Source organism: Nonomuraea sp. NPDC004702, assembly GCF_053601695.1.
The window spans coordinates 1-18210 of sequence record NZ_JBSGCE010000042.1 but is presented as its reverse complement, the minus strand read 5'-3'; the positions used below and the strand labels follow the sequence as shown (position 1 = coordinate 18210).

The window sequence follows — 18210 nt, the reverse complement described above, 5'->3', positions numbered from 1 at the left end:
GGCCGTTGCCTGGTCTTTCGGCTGGTCTTGTTAGCGCTAACAACTGGCCGATCGGGTCACCGTCGTGTCCCGTGCCGGCGGTCGTGACATGTCGGGGCTCCTTGGAGTGAAGGGATGGTGTTAGCGCTAACATCGTCTTGCCGATGGGACTACTCCGTAGTGAGGGAGTACAACCGACGGTCCGTTCCGGTGTCAACGAGGGGATTGCCGGCCGAGCCGGGCTTCGTCCTGTGCGTGCCTTCCCGCCTGGAGTTCTGTCTCCACGGGGACGGGCCGTCACCATGAAAGTTTCACGGGCGTCACCCGGCCCCCTTCCCCGGCCTCGCCGGGCCGGGGGAGGGGGTGGTCAGCGGGCGAGGTCGCGCCGGGGCGCCGGGCCCCGGCGCGACGGGTCGGTGACGCTCACGCGGCGCCCGCGTTGTAGGTCCACTTCTGGTTGCTGCCGCCCCAGCAGGTGTACAGCTGCAGCCCCGTGCCGTTGCCGGTGCCGGTGCCGCCGCCCACGGCGTCCAGGCACAGTCCGGACTGCACGCCCACGATCGTGCCGTCGGTGTTGACGCGCCATTTCTGGTTGTCGCCGCCCCAGCAGGAGTAGATCTGGATCTTGGCGCCGTTGCCCGTGCCTCCGGCGTCCAGGCACTTGTTGCCGTACACCTTCAGTTCCCCTGCGGAGGTCTGGGTCCACTGCTGGTTGCTCTGACCGTTGCAGTCCCAGAGCTGGACGGCCGTGCCGTCGGTGGTGCTGGAGCCGGGCACGTCGACGCAGCGGCCGGCGGCCGTGCTCCTGATCTGCCCCGCGCCGCCGCCGGGCGGCGGTGTCGTGCCGCCGCCGTTCAGCGCGTTGAGCACGGCCGTGTAGGCGGCCTTCTTGTTGCCGTTGCCGTCGAAGAGCAGCGCGGCGGCGCCGGAGCCGAGCCAGGAGTCGGTGTCGCGCACGCCCCAGGTGGTGATGCCGGCGCACCGCGGCACCGCCAGGCAGTCGTTGACGACGCCGGCGTACGTGGTGGCCGAGCCGCCCTGGATGTCCAGCTCGGTGATCTGCACGTCCACGCCGAGCGCGGCGAAGCTCTGGATCGTCGTGTGGTAGTTGCTGTTGTACGGGCTGTTGCCGTTGAAGTGCGACTGCAGGCCGACGCAGTCGATCGGCACGCCCCGGGCCTTGAAGTCCTTGACCATGTTGTAGACGCCCTGCGTCTTGGCCCAGGTCCAGTTGTCGATGTTGTAGTCGTTGTAGCACAGCTTGGCGGCCGGGTCGGCGGCGCGCGCGGTGCGGAAGGCCACCTCGATCCAGTCGTTGCCGGTGCGCTGGAGGTTGGAGTCGCGCCGGCCGCCGCCGCTGTCGGCGTAGGCCTCGTTGACCACGTCCCAGGCGTAGATCTTGCCCTTGTAGTGGGACATGACGCCGTTGATGTGGTCGATCATCGCCTGGCGCAGCGAGCTGCCCGACAACGACTGCATCCAGCCGGGCTGCTGGGAGTGCCAGGCCAGGGTGTGGCCGCGTACCCGCTTGCCGTTCTGCACGGCCCAGTTGTAGACCCGGTCGCCGTTGGTGAAGGTGAACTGCCCCTGGTTGGGCTCGGTGGCGTCGATCTTCATCTCGTTCTCGGCCGTCACCATGGTGAACTCGCGGTTGGCGATCGTCGTGTAGGCGGAGTCGCCGAGTTTGCCCGCGGCGATGGCGGTGCCGAAGTAGCGGCCGCTCTGCGCGGCGGCCGCGCCGAGCGTGCTCGCCGCGGCATCGGCCGGAATCGCCGTCGCCAGTGCCGTGAGCAGGCCGAGCGCGCCGAGTGCGCCGGTGATCAGCGCCCGGCGGCGCGCGCGGGGCGGCCGTCCGGCGGTCGGTGGGGACATGGCGTTGACACGCATGCTTGAGCCTCCGTACGCGAATCATGGGGGGAAGGTCGTGCGGACGCACTTCGGAGGGGTGCGCCCAGGGCGTTCGGGAGCGGGTAGGGGGAGCCGGGCTCGGGCACTCAGTGTGTGGATCTCGCCGAAAGTTGTCAAGATTCGGGTAAAACTTTCGGAGCCGTCTTGCTGGTGTGGGCATGTCATCCAGGGCCGCTAGCTGTCGAAAGTTTTCGGCCGACGGGTCGTGAAAGTTTCACGGGGACGGGCGGCGGCCGGTCCGAGGTGAGGGCCGTTTCGGGCGCTTCGGGCTTCGGGGGCTCTTGACGGGGTCGTCAAGCTCGTATTTGCTCCGTCCCGCGGGCACCGCGACTTGTTGGCGTTGACACACGAACGGGCGGAACCATGAAGCGAGACTCCGACGGAACCAACCAGAGGCGGACCTGGACCCGATGACCCTGGCTGTTCGGCGCGGCCCGGCCCGAGCCGCGCCGAGGGCCGTCGCTCAGGAGGGCGGCGCGAACGGGGCCGCCACGTCGGTGACGTGCTCCGCCGGGGCCGCCGTCTCCCGGTTCGGGTGGTAGATCTCGCGCATGGACAGCGCCGGGGCCAGCCCGTGGTCGTCCAGCCAGGCTTTGAGCGTGTCGTACGCCGGCAGGATCGCCGGGTAGTGCGACCGCTCCTTGCTGACCTCGACGTACGCGGCCCGGTGGGACGGCTCCAGCCGGACGCCGATCCGGCCGGCGGGCTCGATCGGGCTCCCGGTCGGCAGGCACACCTCCACCGGGCCGTTGGAGTCCTCGCCCACCGTGCCGTGGAAGACGGCGAACGGCGGCCCGGACAGGCAGCCGCCGGCCGCCCCCAGATGGGCGAAGAGCGCGGCCGAGGCGTCCGTGATGAAGTCCGCCAGGCCGGAGGCGCGCGCATGGCCGTGGATGAAGATCACGCGCTGCTCGGGCACGTCCCGCAGGCGCACCTCGTACGCGGGGGTCGCCTCCTCCAGGAAGACCTGCCGGATGTAGGCCAGCAGCGACTGACGTGCCCGCCACTGCTCCTCGCGGTGACTCCAGTGCTTCGCGATGGCCTCGACCGCCGCGGGGCCGTCCAGCCGCAGCACCCTGCCGACCTCGGCGAGCGGCATGTCGATGGCGCGCAGCAGCGTGATGCGCCGGGCCACGGCGAGCTGCGCCCGGCCGTAACGGCGGAAACCGGTGCGGGGATCGACCTCGGCGGGCGGCAGCAGCCCCTTGGCGTCGTAGAGCCGCAGCGCCTTGAGCGTCAGGTTGGACCGCGCGGCGAACTGTCCAGTGGTCATCAGATCGGACACCGCCCGAGTATGGACCCTGCCCTTGGGGCGGACACAAACAACCCGAATCACAGCCCCGGGCAGGCCACCGAGTCCCTTGAAGGGGTGGGCGTCCGGAACTGGCGGCAGCCGGGTGATCTTTCGGTTGATGATCCACTGGCGTCCGGCGGGATGGGGGACGCGGTCGATCGACGTCGTCGGCAGGGCGCCGTTCGCCGCCGACGTCTTCGGTGACGTGGCGGTGCGCCCGGTGTGGAGCCCGCACGCCGAGGGGCTGGCGGTGGAGCGGGTCACGGACGGATCCCCGGTCTGGCGGTACGAGAACGCCTGGGCCGACGACTTGGTGGGCCCCGTACGGGTGGACGACCGCCGGATCGCGGCCGTCCGGCGGGACGGCCGGGTCAGCCTCGTCGACGTGCCGGACGGCCGCGTCGTCTGGCGGGCCGACCTGCCGCAGGGGCCGTACCACGAGGCCAACCGGGCCTACGACGAGGAATGGGCGGCGGCCTGGGAGATCTCGGTGGCCAGGGACGGCTCCGTGCCCCTCGTGGTGATCCTGCACGAGGGCCGGCTCGACGTGCTGGGCGGACGCACGGGAGCGATCCGCTGGTCCTTCCCCTCCGGATCGTCCGCCTCCTGCCCCACGGGGGACGCAGGCCTCGGGGTCCGCGGCGAGGGCGAGCTCGTCCTGGTCTTCCGGGACTGCGCGGGCGCGGAGTCCGACGTCGCGCTGGCCGCCGCGGACGGCAGGCGGCTGTGGGGGTTCGACGGCGGCGAGTTGTGGCACGCGCGTGCGCTCGGCGCCGGGCGTCTGGCGTCCGTGGACGGCGGCGGCGCCCTGGTCGTCCGCGGGGTACGGGACGGGGAGGTCCTGTGGCGCGTCCCGTCGGCGGGGCTGCGGGACAACCCGTACGGGAGCGCCATGGGGGTGTCGGACGAGCTGCTGACCGTGCGCTCGAAGACCGCGGTGACCGCCTACCGCATCGCCGACGGCGCGGTCGCCTGGCGGCGTGACCTGGACGCGGCGCGCGACGGCACCGTGCTGACGGACGGCGTGCACACCTACGTCGCCGAGGACACGACGACACTGGTCAAGCTCGACGCCCGCACGGGACGCGTCGTCGACCGGCGTCGCTTCGACGACGACGTGCTGGTCGGCTGACCCGGCCGAGAAGGCGACCACGTCATGGACGGCCGGTCGTCACAGCGACGGCGGTCTTGACCGTGCGGGCCGGATTCACGGCGACGGCCGGACATGTCTGACCCGGACGACGCCGGGCACCGTGCGGGCCAGCACGCCGGCGATGTGGTCGGCCTGCTGCCGGGACGGCCCGCGCAGCTCGGCCACGCCGTCGCGGACGGAGACGTCCCAGCTCGGGCCCGCCGGGTACTGCTCGCGCAGCGCGGCCTCGACCGCCTGGCGCAGGTCTTCGTCGGGGCGGGCGAGCATGGCCATCAGGTCACGGCGGCTGACCATCCCGGCGATCCGGCCGCCGGTCACGACGGGCAGGCTCTTGACCCGCTCGCGGACCATGAGATCGACGGCGACGGTGACGTCGGTGGTCTCGGTGACCGTGACGACGTCGCGGCTCATGACGTCCATGACCTGGCGGGGCGGCGGCTCGTCGGCCGGCGCGGCCGGGCGGACGGTCGCGCGGGGATCGGGCTCGAACTCCCCCCGCAGCAGGTCCAGTTCGCTGACCACGCCGACGAGCCGGCCGTCGTCGCCGACGACGGGCGCGGCGGTGATGTCGTGGCCGTGCAGGACCCGCACGGCCCGCCGCACCGGATCGGTGTCGCGGACGGTGACGGCCGGGCTGCTCATGACCTCGCGGACGAGCATCGCTGTCTGGCCTCCCACTCGAAGTCGTCGGTCTTCCAGGTCAGCTTGCCACGACGGTCGTCCCACGGCCCGCTCCGCCGGGGGTGGCGGCCTCGTGGCTCTCCCATCACAACGCGGGACGCGACCGGGCCGGTAGGGCCGGAAGTCCCGAACGAGATCCGTGCCGCCACCCGACCCCCGGAACGGACTTAGGGTCATGGGCATGGCCGACCCCATTCTCGTGCTGAACACGGGATCCTCCTCCATCAAGTACGAGCTCGTCGATCCGCACACCCGCGAGCGCGCCGCCCGAGGGCTGGTCGAGCGCATCGGCGAGGACCGCGGGCGGATCACGCACCACGGCGGGGACGGGCCGCCGTACGTCCGGGAACGTCCCTTCCCCAGCCACGGGGACGGGCTGGAGGCGATGCTGGCGGCGTTCGCCGCCGCCGGGCCCGAGCCGGCGCCGGTCGCGGTCGGGCACCGGGTGGTGCACGGCGGCACCCGGTTCACCGACGCGGTGCTGATCGACGACGACGTCATCGCCGCGATCGAGGAGCTGGCCCCGCTCGCGCCCCTGCACAACCCGGTCAACCTGACCGGCATCCGGCTGGCGCTCAAGGTGTTCCCTGACGTGCCGCAGGTGGCCGTGTTCGACACCGCGTTCCACCGCACGCTGCCGCCCGAGGCGTACACGTACGCGGTGCCGCGCGAGTGGCGGGCGCAGGGCGTGCGGCGCTTCGGCTTCCACGGCACCTCGTGCGCGTACGTCTCCCGCCGCGCCGCCGCCGTCCTGGGCCGCGACCTCGCCGGGCTCAACCTGATCGTGCTCCACCTCGGCAACGGCGCCAGCGCCACCGCGATCTCCGGCGGGCGCAGCGTCGACACCTCCATGGGCATGACGCCGCTGGAAGGGCTGGTCATGGGCACCCGCTCGGGCGACGTCGACCCGGCGTTGGCCGCGTACCTGGCCCGCACCGGCGGCCTGGACGCCCAGCAGGTGGAGCACGAGCTCAGCCACCGCGGCGGCCTGCTCGCGCTCACCGGGTCCGGCGACATGCGCCAGGTACGCGCCCGCGACGACGACGAGGCCAGGCTGGCCCTGGAGATCTACACCCGGCGCATCCGCAAGTACGTCGGCGCCTACCACGCGCTGCTCGGCTGCCGGGTGGACGCGATCGTGCTCACCGGCGGCGTCGGCGAGCACGACGCCGCCACCCGCGCCGCCTGCCTGGCGGGGCTGGAGCGGCTCGGCATCGCGGTGGACCCCGTGCTCAACGCCGCGGGGGCGTCCGGCGAGCGCGCGGTGTCCGTCCCCGGCGCCGAGGTGCCCGTGCTCGTCATCCCCACCGACGAGGAGTGGGAGATCGCCCACCAGACGCTCGCGCGGCTGACGTCCTCCTGACCGGACCGGGCCGCGCTACGCGCCTTTGTCGGTGTTCCGGTTGAACGTCGGGAGCGTGGTCAGGTCGCGGGCGGCGGCCAGGTGGGAGGCGAAGTTCGGGTCGAGGAACCCCAGGAGGAGCACGACGGCCCAGGCCACGACGGCGATCATGGCGCCGTCGTCGAAGGGGGCCGGGAGCCTGAGGCCCAGCCGGTCGGCGGCCACCAGCCCGGCCACCGGCAGCAGGGCGATGACCAGGGTCCGGACGGTCTCCAGGACGCGGGCGTGCCACGTCCGGCGGGTCTCCTCCGGAGTGGTGTCGCGGGTGGGGAGCCGGTCGTACTCGCCCGTGATGACGGTGCGGGTCAGCTCGGCGACGCGGGTGCGGAGGTCGTCGAAGGCGGTCGGGGACGGCAGCGCCACCCACAGCTGGAGGTCGATGACGGCCCTGGACGCCTCGACCGCGCGGGCGCGGACCACGGCCCTGGTCAGCGGCGTCCCGCCCCGGGCGGCGGTCGGGATGCCGACCCGCAGCAGGAAGGAGACCTTGCCCAGGAGAGCGAGGATCTCCCTGCGCGTCCCCGGCGGGAGCTGCCCGCGGCGGTCGGGTTCGGCGCAGGCCAGGATGGCCGCCAGCTGCTCGAAGAGCGGCTCGGTGGGCGAGGCGCGGGACTCGCGGTCCCACTGCCACATCACCGCCTTGACCGGGATGATCCCGAGGACCAGGGCGCAGCAGACGGTGCCGATGCTCTGGGGGATCGGCATCCATCCCCGGCCCGCCAGGTCGACCGCCCACGCCGGGGCGGTGGCGTGGCGGAGGTACAGGGCGGCCGGGAAGCAGCCGATTCCCAGCATGGTGATCAGCGGGTCGAGGAGGTAGCGGAAGAGCGGGCGATGCCGCCGGTTCTCGATCCAGACGGAGACCCAGATGAAGACCGTGAGCCCCACGACGGCCAGGAAGATCTTCTGCACGGAGGTGACGGAGAACACCGAGACCACGAAGACGCCGGCCGCGCCGAGCATGGGCAGCAGGACCCAGGCGCTCACACAGTCCTCGACGTGCTTGCGCCGCACCGACCAGCGGGCGGTGGACGCGGCCACCGCCCGGTAGCGGCCGCGCAGGGATGCCGGGTCGTCGGCGGGATCCAAGCTCCGAGCGAAGACCGGCCAGGTGCCGTCCAGCTTCTTGGCCAGGGCGAACATCTCCGCCAGCTGGGGTCTTTCCAGCAGGTCGCCGGTGCGGGCGGGCGCGGCGGGCGCTGCGACGGGGGGAACCGCTTCTTCGGTCATGAGGACGTCCTCACGTTGAGCGGGCTACTGCGCGAAGAGGGGGCGCTCATCGACACTACAGAGCGTGGGGAGGGTGAGCCGATGGCGTGACCGGATCGTGCCAGATCGTCTCCCCGCGACGCCGATGAGGACCAACGGCCCTGCCGGGCGGGACTTCCTCCTCCGGCGCCGCGCCGCCGCCCGGAGGAGCCTGAGAGTGAGAGCTTCGACCGGTGAAGGAGATGCGCGATGAGCACTCACATCGTCGTCGGTGTGGACGGGTCCGTCCCGGCGACCGGAGCGGTGGAATGGGCGGCCGCCGACGCGCGGCGGCGGGGCCTGGACCTGCGTCTCGTGCACGTCGGCCCGCAGTGGCTGCACGAAGCGAACGCCGAGCACTGCGCCCGCCTGCTGGCGGAGGCCGCCGACCGGGCCCGCGCGCTGGCCGGCGACGTCAAGGTGACGACGGAGCTGCTGTCCGGGAACGTGGCCGGGGAGCTGATCCGCGAGTCGGCGACGGCCCGTGGAGTGGTGCTGGGCAGCCGGGGGCTCGGCGGGTTCGCCGGGATGACGGTCGGCTCGGTGAGCCTGGCGGTGGCCGGGCACGCGTCCGGGCCGGTCGTGGTCGTCCGCGCCCCCGCCGCCGCCCCCGCCGAGCACGGCAGGGTGGTGGTGGGCTACGACGGGTCGCAGGACGCGCAGGCGGCCATGGAGTACGCCGTCGAGCAGGCCAGGGCCCGCGGCGCCCGGCTGCACGTGGTCTCGGCCTGGCAGATGCCCGTCTTCTCCCCGTACGCGGTCACGTACAACAGCCTGATCGAGGACCTGATGCGCGAGGAGACCGGCGCGGCGCGCGAGCGGGTCGTGCCCTGGCGGGAGGCCAACCCGGACCTGGTCGTCACCGACGAGCAGCCGTGCGCCCACCCGGTCACCGCCCTTATGCAGGCGGCCGGATCGGCCGACCTGGTCGTCGTGGGCTCGCGCGGCCGGGGCGGGTTCGCCTCCGCCGTGCTCGGCTCGGTCAGCCACGGCGTGCTGCACCACGTGACCTGCCCGGTCGCCGTGGTCCGGCCGGGCGCGGAGGAGCGGTCATGAACGGGTCATCGACGGCTGGACAGGTCATGAACGGGTCGCCGACGGCGGGACAGGTCATGAGCCGGGTCCTGGTGGCCGTCAAGGCCGAGGAGTCGCCGCTGATGGCGTGGGAGCTGATGCGCCGGGCCGGCGTGCACCACCTGCCGGTCCTCGACGGAGGGCGGCTGCTGGGCATCCTGACCAGGGAGTGCCTGGCCGCGTCCTGGTCCGGCGGGCCGCAGGAGCAGGCCGGCCGCGAGGTGCGGGACCTGCTCGGCGGCGCGCGCACGCCCCGGGTGGGGCCGGACACCCCGCTGAGCAGGGTCGCCGCCGCCATGCTGGACGCCGACGTGGACGCCGTGCCCGTGCTGTCCGACGACGGCCTGGTGGGCCTGATCACCGCCCGGGACGTCCTGTCGGCGGTCGCCGGACGGATCGAGCCGCGGCCCGAGCCGAGCGAGGTGGTGACCGGGATGTTCCACCTCGAACCCATCCTGCCGGAACGGCGGGAGGCGTGAGATGAAGGCACTGGTCGTCTACGAGTCCATGTACGGCAACACCGAGCGGATCGCCCAGGCCGTGGCCGAGGGGCTGGCCACCCGGATGCGGGCCGAGGTGGCGGAGGTCGGCTCGGCCCCCGCGCACGTGGGGGACGAGGTCACCCTCCTGGTGGTGGGCGGCCCGACGCACGCCTTCTCCATGAGCCGGGCCTCCACTCGCGAGTCGGCCGCCCAGCAGGCCGCCGGGCCGCTGGTGTCGCGCGGCAGGGGCGTGCGCGAGTGGCTGGCCACGCTCAGCACGTCGTCGGCCGGGCTCTGCTCGGCGGCGTTCGACACCCGCGTGGCCAAGCCCCGCCTGCCGGGCTCGGCGGGCCGGGCGGTCGCCAAGCGGCTGCGCCGCCTCGGCGTCCGGCTCGCCGTGCCGCCGTGCAGCTTCTACGTGACCGGGACGCAGGGGCCGCTGGTGCCGGGCGAGCTGGAGCGGGCCAGGCAGTGGGGCGAGAGCCTGGCGGCGTCCTTCCCGGTCCCCGCGTCCTGACGACTGTTGACACGGCGCCCGGCGGTTCTCCGCCGGGCGCCGTTCTCAGTCCTGCGCGGGAGTGGGGGACGGGTGCAGGATCCGGTCCAGGCGGGCGGCCGCGTAGCCCAGCGTGGACAGCGCGACGACGACCAGCAGATCCCCCGGCGACAGCGGCCGGGTGCCGAGCAGCTCGCGCAGCGGCGGCAGGTAGATCCCGGCCAGCTGCAGGACGAACGCGCCGCCCACGGCGAGCAGCAACATCGGGTTGGCCAGGGTGCCGGGACGCGTCCGGGTGCCCAGCGCCACGCCGAGCTGGGTGGCGCCGAGGGCGAAGAAGGCCATGCTCTGCCAGGGCCGCCCGGTCATCGACCCCCAGACGGCGACGCCCAGGGTGACGGCCGTGAGCACCACGGCGATGCGGACGACCCGCTGCCACAGGCCCGCTCCCATGATGCTCTGACCCGGCGGGCGCGGCGGCTGCGACATGGTTCCCGGCACCGTCGGCTCCCCGCCCAGCGCCACGCCGGGCAGGCCGTGGGTGAGCAGGTTGATCCACAGGATCTGCGCGGGCAGCAGCGGCAGCGGCAACCCGAGGAACGGGCCCAGCACCATCACCGCGATCTCCGCCGCGCCGCCCGACAGGCCGTAGACCAGGAACCGGCGGATGTTGGCGTAGACCCGGCGGCCCTCCTCGACGGCCGCCACGACGGTGTCCAGGTTGTCGTCGGCGAGCACGAGGTCGGCGGCCTGCCGGGCGACCTCGGTGCCGCGCCTGCCCATGGCCACCCCGATGTCGGCGCGGCGCAGCGCCGGGCCGTCGTTGACGCCGTCGCCGGTCATCGCCAGGACCTCGCCCCGGCCGCGCAGGCCCTCGATGATGTCGAGTTTCTGCTCGGGGGTGGCCCGCGCGTAGACGCCGGCCGGGCCCGCGGCGAGCGCGCCGGGCTCCCGGCAGTCGACGACCCGGTCGGCGGCGCCGACGATGCCCAGGTCGGCGGCGACCGCGCGGGCGGTGCCCGGATGGTCGCCGGTGATGAGGACCGTCCTGATGCCGGCCCGCGCGCAGTCGGCCACGGCCGCGGCCGCCGCCGCGCGCGGCGGGTCGAGGATCGCGACCAGCCCGAGCAGCCTCAGCCCGTCCTCCCGCACGGGATGCGGGACGGCGTCGAGGTCGGCGGCGGCGACCGCCAGCACGCGGTAGCCGTCCCGGGCGAACCGGTCGGCGCGTTCGGCGGCGCGGGCCGGCAGCTCCGGGTCGTCGGTCAGCACGTCCGGGCGCAGCAGCGCCTCCGGGGCGCCCTTGCAGATCAGGCGGACGCCGCCGCCCGGCAGCAGGTGCACCGTGCTCATCCGCTTGCGGTCGCTGTCGAAGGGCAGCTCGGCGATTCTGGGGAACCGTTCCTGGAGGTCCGCGCGGTCGAGGCCGAGCCGGGCGGCGGCGGCCAGCAGCGCGGCCTCGGTGGGGTCGCCCAGCGCCGTCCATTCCTCCCCCTTCTCCTGGGGCGGGCGCAGGCGGGCGTCGTTGCACAGCGCCGCGGCGGTCAGCAGCTCGGCGAACTCGTCCGGGTCCCGGTCGGTGGCGAGGCCGCCGTCGGGCGCGTAGCCGGAGCCGGTGACCGCGGCCTCGGCCGCCGGGGTCCACAGGTGCCGGGCGACCATCCGGCCCTCGGTGAGGGTGCCCGTCTTGTCGGTGGCGAGCACCGTCACCGAGCCCAGCGTCTCCACGGCGGGCAGGTTGCGGACGAGCGCGTCACGGGCCGCCATCCGGCGGGCGCCCAGGGCCAGGCTCAGGGTCACGACCGCGGGCAGCGACTCGGGCACGGCGGCGACCACCAGGCTGATCGCGGTCACCACCATCAGCTCGACCGGCTGGCCGCGGACCAGGCCCAGGACCAGCACCAGCGCCGACAGCAGCACCGCGACACCGGCCAGCAGCCGTCCGACCCCGACCAGGCGGCGCTGCAGCGGCGTGAGCCCGGCCCCCTTGACCATGAGGGAGGCGATGCGCCCGCTCGCGCTCGCCGCGCCGATCGCGGTGACCACCGCCCGGCCCCTGCCGCGGGCCACGACGGTGCCCGAGGAGACCGCCGCGCCCGCGTCCTTGTCCACCGGGACGGACTCGCCCGTCAGCGCCGACTCGTCGACCAGCAGCGCCGCCGACTCCACCACCTCGGCGTCGGCCGGGACGATGTCGCCCTCGGCGAGCACCAGCAGGTCTCCGACCACGACGTCACCGGCCGGGATCTGCCGCTGGTGGCCGTCGCGCACCACGCGGGCCTCCGGGGTGGCCAGCTCGGCCAGGGCCGTGATGGCGCGGTCGGCGCGCACCTCCTGCGTCACGCCGACGGCCGTGTTGACCACGATGACCAGCGCGATCACCGCGGCGTCCGTCCAGTCGCCGGTGCCGACGGTCAGCGCCGCCGCGATCAGCAGCACGATGATCAGCGGATCGCGGAGCTGGGTGACGACGCGCCGCCACAGCGGGGTGGGCGGTTTGCGCGGGAGCAGGTTGGGGCCGTCGCGTTCCAGGCGGACGGCTGCCTCCGCCGACGACAGGCCAGAGGACGAGGGCGTCACGTGGATGTCCTTCCTGCCCGCCGTGGCCCTCGGGCCGGCGGAATCGCTGCGAGGTGTCTTCAGGATCTAGTCTTCGCCCTGCTCAGGGCGGTAAACGTGCAGGTCTCCCCGCCCCTCCAGCCTCCGGACACCGGCCGGACGGCGGCAGGGTCGAAAGTCACCGGAAGCGGGGCCTTCGGCACTGTTCCGCCCAGGTCGTGCGGGCGGATCGTGGAGATATGAGCATTCGCCTGATCGTGGCCGGGACCGACGGCACCGAGGACTGCGTGGCCGCGCTGCTGTGGGCCGCCGACGAGGCGGCCCGTCGCGGGGCGCGGCTGGTCGTGGTGCACGCCTGGGAGTCCTCGATCGAGCACAGGGCGCCGTACGCGCCCTGCCCGTCCCGGCCCGCCGGGTTGGAGGAGGCGCGCGCGAGCGCCGTGCTCGATCAGGCGGTGGCCCTGGTCATGGACCGGTTCCCCGGCGTCGCCGTCGAGGCGCGGCTCGTGCGGGGCCGCCCGGAGACGGCGCTCGCGGACCAGGCGCGCGGGGCCGGCCTGCTGGTGCTCGGTTCCGCCGCGCGGCCCGCCGGGGACGGGCGGCTGGGCGCGGTGCTGCTGTCGTGCCTGCGCCTGCCGCCGTGTCCCGTGGTCGTGGTGCAGGCCGCGGCGACGGACGGGGGGACGCCGTCGAGGCCGCCCGCCCTCGCCGGACGGCATCGGGGAAGGCCCTTCGGCCCTGGCCCGGCCGACCTTCGGCTCTGCGAGGGACGGCGGGAGGCCGGGTCTCATGGGAGGTGACGAAGGAGGGAACATCATGATCGTTGTTGGAGCCGACGGCTCGGTGGCCTCGCGCGCCGCCGTCGCATGGGCCGCCGACGACGCCTTCCGCATGCGGCTGCCGCTGCGGATCGTGCACGCCGTGGACCGTACGCCGTACCAGATCCACCGGTTCTCCCCGGGCTGGGCGCCCGACCTGCCGGCGGACGAGGGCGAGCGGATCCTGCGGGAGGCCGAGGCGCTGGCCCGGGAACGGCAGCCGTCCGTCGAGGTCACGACGCAGGACGTCGAAGGTCTGCCGGCGGTCGTGCTGCGCGGGCAGGAGAAGGAGGCCGCCGAGATCGTGCTCGGCAGCCGCGGCCTCGGCGGGTTCGCCGGCGCGCTGCTGGGCTCGGTCAGCACGCACGTCGCCGGGCACGCCCGCTGTCCCGTCGTGGTGGTGCGCGGCGACCGGCAGCAGGTGCGCGGCGAGGTGGTGGCCGGGGTTGACGACTCGCCGGAGTGCGAGCCCGCCCTGGCCCACGCCTTCGAGCAGGCCCGGCTGCGGGCCGCCACGCTGCGGGTGCTGCACGCCTGGCAGCTGCCCGTGCACGCGTTCGCGCCGGAGGCCGCCTACGCCATGGACGAGGTCCGCGCCGCACAGCAGCAGGTCGTCGACGATCGGGTGAACGTGTTCGCCGCCGACTACCCCGAGGTCGTCGTCGTGCGGGAGACGCCGTCGGCGCACCCCGTGGACGCGCTCACCGCGGCCTCCGACCACGCCGACCTGCTGGTGGTGGGGTCGCACGGGCGCGGCGGGCTGGGATCGGCGCTGCTCGGGTCGGTCAGCCGCGGCGTGCTGCACCACGCCCGCTGCCCGGTGGCGGTCGTCCGGCCGCGGGACTGACGGCACGTCGCCGCGTCGGCACGGGCGTCGGCACGGGCGTCGGGACGGGCGTTGGGACGGGCGTGGAGCGCCTTTGCCTTTGTCTTGGCGGCGGGCCGGTTACCAGAACCAGGGGGAGGCCGGGCGGGACGGCCCGGACAGTGACATGACCGGAGAGGGCGCGCTGGACGTCGCGGTCGCGGCCGCGCTGCCGGTCGACGACGTCATGGCCCGGCTGGGCGCCACCGGCGGCGGCCTGAGCCAGGCCGAGGCGGAGCGCCGCCTGGCCGCCGTCGGCCCCAACTCCCTGCGCACCCACCGGGCCCGGCGGGTCGCGGTGCTGGCCCGCCAGCTGCGCTCGCCCCTGCTGATCCTGCTGGCGGTCACCGCCGCCGCGTCGTTCTTCCTCGGCGAGTCGACGGACGCGATCATCATCGGCGTGATCCTGACGGTGTCGGTCGGGCTGGGCTTCTTCAACGAGTACCGGGCGGAGAAGGCCGCCGAGGCGCTGCACTCCCAGATCCGGCACCGCTGCCTGGCCCTGCGGGACGGCGGTCCCCGGCTGGTGGACGTGGTCACGCTGGTCCCGGGCGACGTCGTCACGCTGCGGCTGGGCGACATCGTCCCGGCCGATCTGCGGCTGGTGTCGTCGGCGGGGCTGGAGTGCGAGGAGTCGGTGCTGACCGGCGAGTCGCTGCCGGTGGCCAAGGCCGTCGAGCCCGTCGCCCCGGACCGCGCGCTGGCCGAGCTGGCCAGTTGCGCGCTGATGGGCACCGTCGTGCACGCCGGGTCCGGCACCGGCGTGGTGGTGGCCACCGCCGGACGGACCGAGTTCGGGCGCATCGCGCTCCGGCTCGGCGACCGTCATCCGGACACCGAGTTCCAGATCGGGCTGCGCCGGTTCTCCATGCTGCTGGTGCGCGTCGCCGCCGCGCTCACCGCCGGGATCTTCGTCGTCAACCTCGTGCTGCACCGCCCGGTGCTGGACGCGCTGCTGTTCTCGCTGGCGATCGCCGTCGGCATCTCCCCGCAGCTCCTGCCCGCCGTGGTCTCGACCAGCCTGGCCGCCGGCACCCACCGGCTGGCCCGGCACCGGGTGCTGGTCAAGCGGCTGGTCTGCATCGAGGACCTGGGCGACATCGACGTGCTGTTCACCGACAAGACCGGAACCCTGACCGAGGGACGGATCAGCTTCACGCGCTCACTCGGGCCGGACGGCAGCCCCGACGACCGCGTCCTGGAGCTGGGCCTGCTCTGCAACGAGGCCGTCGTCAGCGGCCAGGACGGGGAACCGGGCCGCTCGGCGAGCGGCAACCCCCTGGACGTCGCCCTGTGGGAGGCGCCCGCCGCCGCCGCGCTCCGGCCCGGGCCGCCCGGCCGACGCCTGGCCGTCGTGCCCTTCGACCACGAACGCAGAACCGCCTCCGTCCTGGTCGAGGACGACGACGGCCGGATGATCGTCACCAAGGGCGCTCCGGAGGCCGTGCTGGCGCGCTGCACCCCGGTCGCCGACCGGGCCAGGGCCGTCCTGGAGGCCGAGTTCGCCGCCGGCAACCGGGTGGTGGCGGTGGCCACCCGGCGGCTGACCGGCGACGCCGCCCGCCGGACGACCCTCAGCCAGGCCGACGAGCACGACCTCGCCTTCCGCGGCCTGCTGGTCTTCCTCGACCCGCCCAAGGCCGGCGCCGAGCAGGCGCTGCGCCGCCTGGCCGGGCTCGGCATCACCGTCAAGGTGCTCACCGGGGACAACCCCGCGGTCGCGGCCAAGCTGTGCGCCGATCTCGGCCTGCCCGGCGGGCGGGTGCTGACCGGCCAGGACGTCGAGGACGCCGACGACTCCCGGCTGGCCGAGCTCATCGAGCAGGCCGTCGTGTTCGCCCGGGTCAGCCCCGAGCACAAGGCGCGCATCGTGCGGGCCCAGCGGCGCAACGGCCTGGACGTGGCCTTCCTCGGCGACGGCGTCAACGACGCGCTCGCGCTGCACGCCGCCGACGTGGGCATCTCCGTCGACGCGGCCACCGACGTCGCCAAGGACGCCGCCGACGTGCTGCTGCTGGAGAAGGACCTCGCCATCCTGGCCGACGGCGTCATCCAGGGCCGGCAGATCTTCGCCAACACCATGAAGTACGTGCTGATGGGGACGTCCAGCAACTTCGGCAACATGTTCTCCGCCGCCGCGGCCTCGGCGTTCCTGCCGTTCCTGCCGATGCTGCCGTCCCAGATCCTGCTCAACAACCTGCTCTACGACTCCAGCCAGCTCGCCATCCCCACCGACAACGTCGATCCCGAGCAGCTGCGGCGCCCGTCCCGGTGGGACGTGTCGTCGATCCGGCGGTTCATGTTGTTCTTCGGGCCGGTCAGCTCGCTGTTCGACTTCGCCACCTTCGCCGTCATGCTCGGCGTCCTGCACGCCGGGCCGCCGCTGTTCCGCACCGGCTGGTTCGTCGAGTCCCTGGCCACCCAGGTATTGGTGGTCTTCGCGATCAGGACCAGGCGGGTGCCGTTCTTCCGCAGCCGTCCGAGCCTGCCGCTGACGGCCGCCGCCCTGAGCGTCGTGGTGCTCGGCGCGGTCATCCCGGTCACCCCGCTCGCCGGCGCCCTGGGCTTCCAGCCGCTGCCCGGCCCGTTCTTCGCGGTGCTGGGCCTGATGGTGGTCGCCTACCTGGCCCTCGTCGAGCTGGCCAAGCGCCGTTTCTACCGGGCCGCCCCGGAGACCCTGGCCGGGGGCGGGCGCACCGCCGCCCACCCGACGCACCGCAGGGCCCACCGGTTCAGCACGGTGGCCGCCGCCCTCGCCGCCGGACGTCCGCCCTCCGCCCCCCGAGAAGGGGACCAAGGTCCCTAGGGCGCGGGAGCGCATCCGGAAATCATCGTCATCATGACGACGATGCAGCACATCGATGCCTACTGGCGCGCGGCGAACTACCTGTCCGTGGGGCAGATCTACCTGCTGGACAACCCGCTGCTCACCGAGCCGCTGCGCCCCGAGCACGTCAAGCCGCGGCTGCTCGGCCACTGGGGCACCACCCCTGGGCTGAACTTCTGCTTCGCCCACCTCAACCGGATCATCGCCGAACGCCGGCAGGACATGATCTACGTCGCCGGTCCCGGCCACGGCGGGCCCGCCGCCGTCGCGCACGCCTGGCTGGAGGGCTCCTACTCGGAGAAGTACCCCGAGGTCTCCCAGGACGCCGCCGGGATGCGCCGGCTGTTCCGGCAGTTCTCCTTCCCCGGCGGCATCCCCAGCCACGTCGCGCCCGAGACGCCCGGCTCCATCCACGAGGGCGGCGAGCTGGGTTACTCGCTCGCGCACGCGTTCGGCGCGGCCTTCGACAACCCGCGCCTGGTGGTCGCCTGCGTCGTCGGCGACGGCGAGGCCGAGACCGGCCCGCTGGCCGCCAGCTGGCACTCCAACAAGTTCCTCGACCCCTACCGCGACGGCGTCGTCCTGCCGATCCTGCACCTGAACGGCTACAAGATCGCCAACCCGACCGTCCTGGCCCGCATCCCGCAGGACGAGCTGGTCAAGCTCATGGAGGGCTACGGCTACCGCCCCCACCTCGTCGGCCCCGACCACGAGGAGATGGCGCGCACGCTCGACACCGCCTTCGACGAGATCGCCGCCTACAAGGAGGGCCGCCTGGAGCGCCTCCCCATGATCGTCCTGCGCACGCCGAAGGGCTGGACCGGCCCGCGCGAGGTGGACGGCAAGCCGGTCGAGGGCACCTGGCGGGCCCACCAGGTGCCGCTGTCGGGCGTCCGCGACAACCCGGCGCACCTGGCCATGCTGGAGGAGTGGATGCGCTCGTACCGGCCGCAGGAGCTGTTCGACGCCGAGGGCCGCCCGGCGCCCGTCCTGCTGGGGACGGTCCCCGAGGGGCCGCTGCGGATGAGCGCGAACCCGCACGCCAACGGCGGCGAGCTGCTGCGCCCGCTGGCGCTGCCCGACTTCCGCGACCACGCGGTGGAGGTCAAGTCGCCCGCGGCGCAGTCGACCGAGCCGACCAGGGTGCTGGGCGCCTTCCTGCGGGACGTGATCGCCGCCAACCCGCACGACTTCCGGCTGATGGGCCCGGACGAGACCGCCTCCAACCGGCTGCAGGCCGTCTTCGAGACGACCACGCGGGCCTGGAACGCCGAGGTCGAGCCCACGGACGAGAACCTGGCGCCGGGCGGCCGGGTGATGGAGGTGCTCAGCGAGCACCTGTGCCAGGGCTGGCTGGAGGGTTACCTGCTGACCGGCCGGCACGGCCTGTTCAACTGCTACGAGGCGTTCATCCACATCATCGA

General features: G+C 73.8%; 14 protein-coding genes. 9 read left to right on the top strand and 5 right to left on the bottom strand.

Annotated elements, in window-relative coordinates; genetic code table 11:
- Positions 1–402 precede the first annotated feature (402 nt).
- Together ACWEJ6_RS37565 and ACWEJ6_RS37560 are read right to left on the bottom strand one after the other, a co-directional pair.
- On the bottom strand, positions 403–1866 hold the full coding sequence (locus ACWEJ6_RS37565) for an endo-1,4-beta-xylanase (RefSeq protein WP_452430012.1): 1464 nt from the start codon (positions 1864–1866) through the stop codon (positions 403–405).
- 484 nt (positions 1867–2350) lie between these two features.
- On the bottom strand, positions 2351–3172 hold the full coding sequence (locus tag ACWEJ6_RS37560) for a MerR family transcriptional regulator (protein ID WP_397159927.1): 822 nt from the start codon (positions 3170–3172) through the stop codon (positions 2351–2353).
- A gap of 127 nt (positions 3173–3299) precedes the next feature.
- On the opposite strand from ACWEJ6_RS37560, the gene ACWEJ6_RS37555 reads away from it, so the two are divergent.
- Positions 3300–4313: an outer membrane protein assembly factor BamB family protein gene (locus ACWEJ6_RS37555; RefSeq protein ID WP_452430010.1), complete on the top strand. Its 1014-nt coding sequence runs from the start codon at positions 3300–3302 to the stop codon at positions 4311–4313.
- 75 nt (positions 4314–4388) lie between these two features.
- Here the strand turns inward: ACWEJ6_RS37555 and ACWEJ6_RS37550 are convergent, their stop codons facing one another.
- Positions 4389–4994 carry a CBS domain-containing protein gene (locus ACWEJ6_RS37550; RefSeq protein ID WP_387676442.1) on the bottom strand — a complete coding sequence of 202 codons (606 nt, stop codon included), beginning with the start codon at positions 4992–4994 and terminating at the stop codon, positions 4389–4391.
- A gap of 202 nt (positions 4995–5196) precedes the next feature.
- Here ACWEJ6_RS37550 and ACWEJ6_RS37545 point away from each other — a divergent pair, with 202 nt between their 5' ends.
- On the top strand, positions 5197–6378 hold the full coding sequence (locus ACWEJ6_RS37545; protein ID WP_387676445.1) for an acetate/propionate family kinase: 1182 nt from the start codon (positions 5197–5199) through the stop codon (positions 6376–6378).
- A gap of 15 nt (positions 6379–6393) precedes the next feature.
- On the opposite strand, the gene ACWEJ6_RS37540 is transcribed toward ACWEJ6_RS37545, so the two are convergent.
- Positions 6394–7647 carry a hypothetical protein gene (locus ACWEJ6_RS37540; protein WP_452430007.1) on the bottom strand — a complete coding sequence of 418 codons (1254 nt, stop codon included), beginning with the start codon at positions 7645–7647 and terminating at the stop codon, positions 6394–6396.
- Between the two features lie 228 nt (positions 7648–7875).
- Between ACWEJ6_RS37540 and ACWEJ6_RS37535 the strand changes: the two genes are divergently transcribed.
- From ACWEJ6_RS37535 to ACWEJ6_RS37525, 3 genes are read left to right on the top strand one after another with little or no spacing between them, the layout of a single operon-like run.
- Positions 7876–8721, top strand: coding sequence for a universal stress protein (locus ACWEJ6_RS37535; protein WP_452430005.1), 846 nt, complete (start codon positions 7876–7878; stop codon positions 8719–8721).
- Complete coding sequence (locus tag ACWEJ6_RS37530) at positions 8718–9218, top strand: CBS domain-containing protein (protein WP_452430003.1); 501 nt, start codon at positions 8718–8720, stop codon at positions 9216–9218. The genes ACWEJ6_RS37535 and ACWEJ6_RS37530 overlap by 4 nt, the downstream gene beginning before the upstream one ends.
- 1 nt (position 9219) lies before the next feature.
- Positions 9220–9738 (top strand): flavodoxin family protein, encoded by a 519-nt coding sequence (locus ACWEJ6_RS37525; protein WP_387676455.1) that lies wholly within the window; start codon positions 9220–9222, stop codon positions 9736–9738.
- 45 nt (positions 9739–9783) lie between these two features.
- On the opposite strand, the gene ACWEJ6_RS37520 is transcribed toward ACWEJ6_RS37525, so the two are convergent.
- Positions 9784–12297 (bottom strand): cation-translocating P-type ATPase, encoded by a 2514-nt coding sequence (locus ACWEJ6_RS37520; protein WP_452430001.1) that lies wholly within the window; start codon positions 12295–12297, stop codon positions 9784–9786.
- 218 nt (positions 12298–12515) lie between these two features.
- Here ACWEJ6_RS37520 and ACWEJ6_RS37515 point away from each other — a divergent pair, with 218 nt between their 5' ends.
- The 4 genes from ACWEJ6_RS37515 to ACWEJ6_RS37500 all read left to right on the top strand — a co-directional run.
- Positions 12516–13076, top strand: coding sequence for a universal stress protein (locus tag ACWEJ6_RS37515; RefSeq protein WP_452429999.1), 561 nt, complete (start codon positions 12516–12518; stop codon positions 13074–13076).
- Between the two features lie 16 nt (positions 13077–13092).
- A complete protein-coding gene (locus tag ACWEJ6_RS37510; RefSeq protein ID WP_387676464.1) occupies positions 13093–13941 on the top strand; it encodes a universal stress protein in 849 nt (282 codons plus the stop codon).
- Positions 13942–14014: 73 nt separating this feature from the next.
- Positions 14015–16765, top strand: a complete 2751-nt coding sequence (gene mgtA / locus ACWEJ6_RS37505) for a magnesium-translocating P-type ATPase (RefSeq protein ID WP_452429997.1) — start codon at positions 14015–14017, stop codon at positions 16763–16765.
- A gap of 42 nt (positions 16766–16807) precedes the next feature.
- A partial coding sequence (locus ACWEJ6_RS37500; protein WP_452429995.1) for a phosphoketolase family protein occupies positions 16808–18210 on the top strand: 1403 nt, incomplete at its 3' end.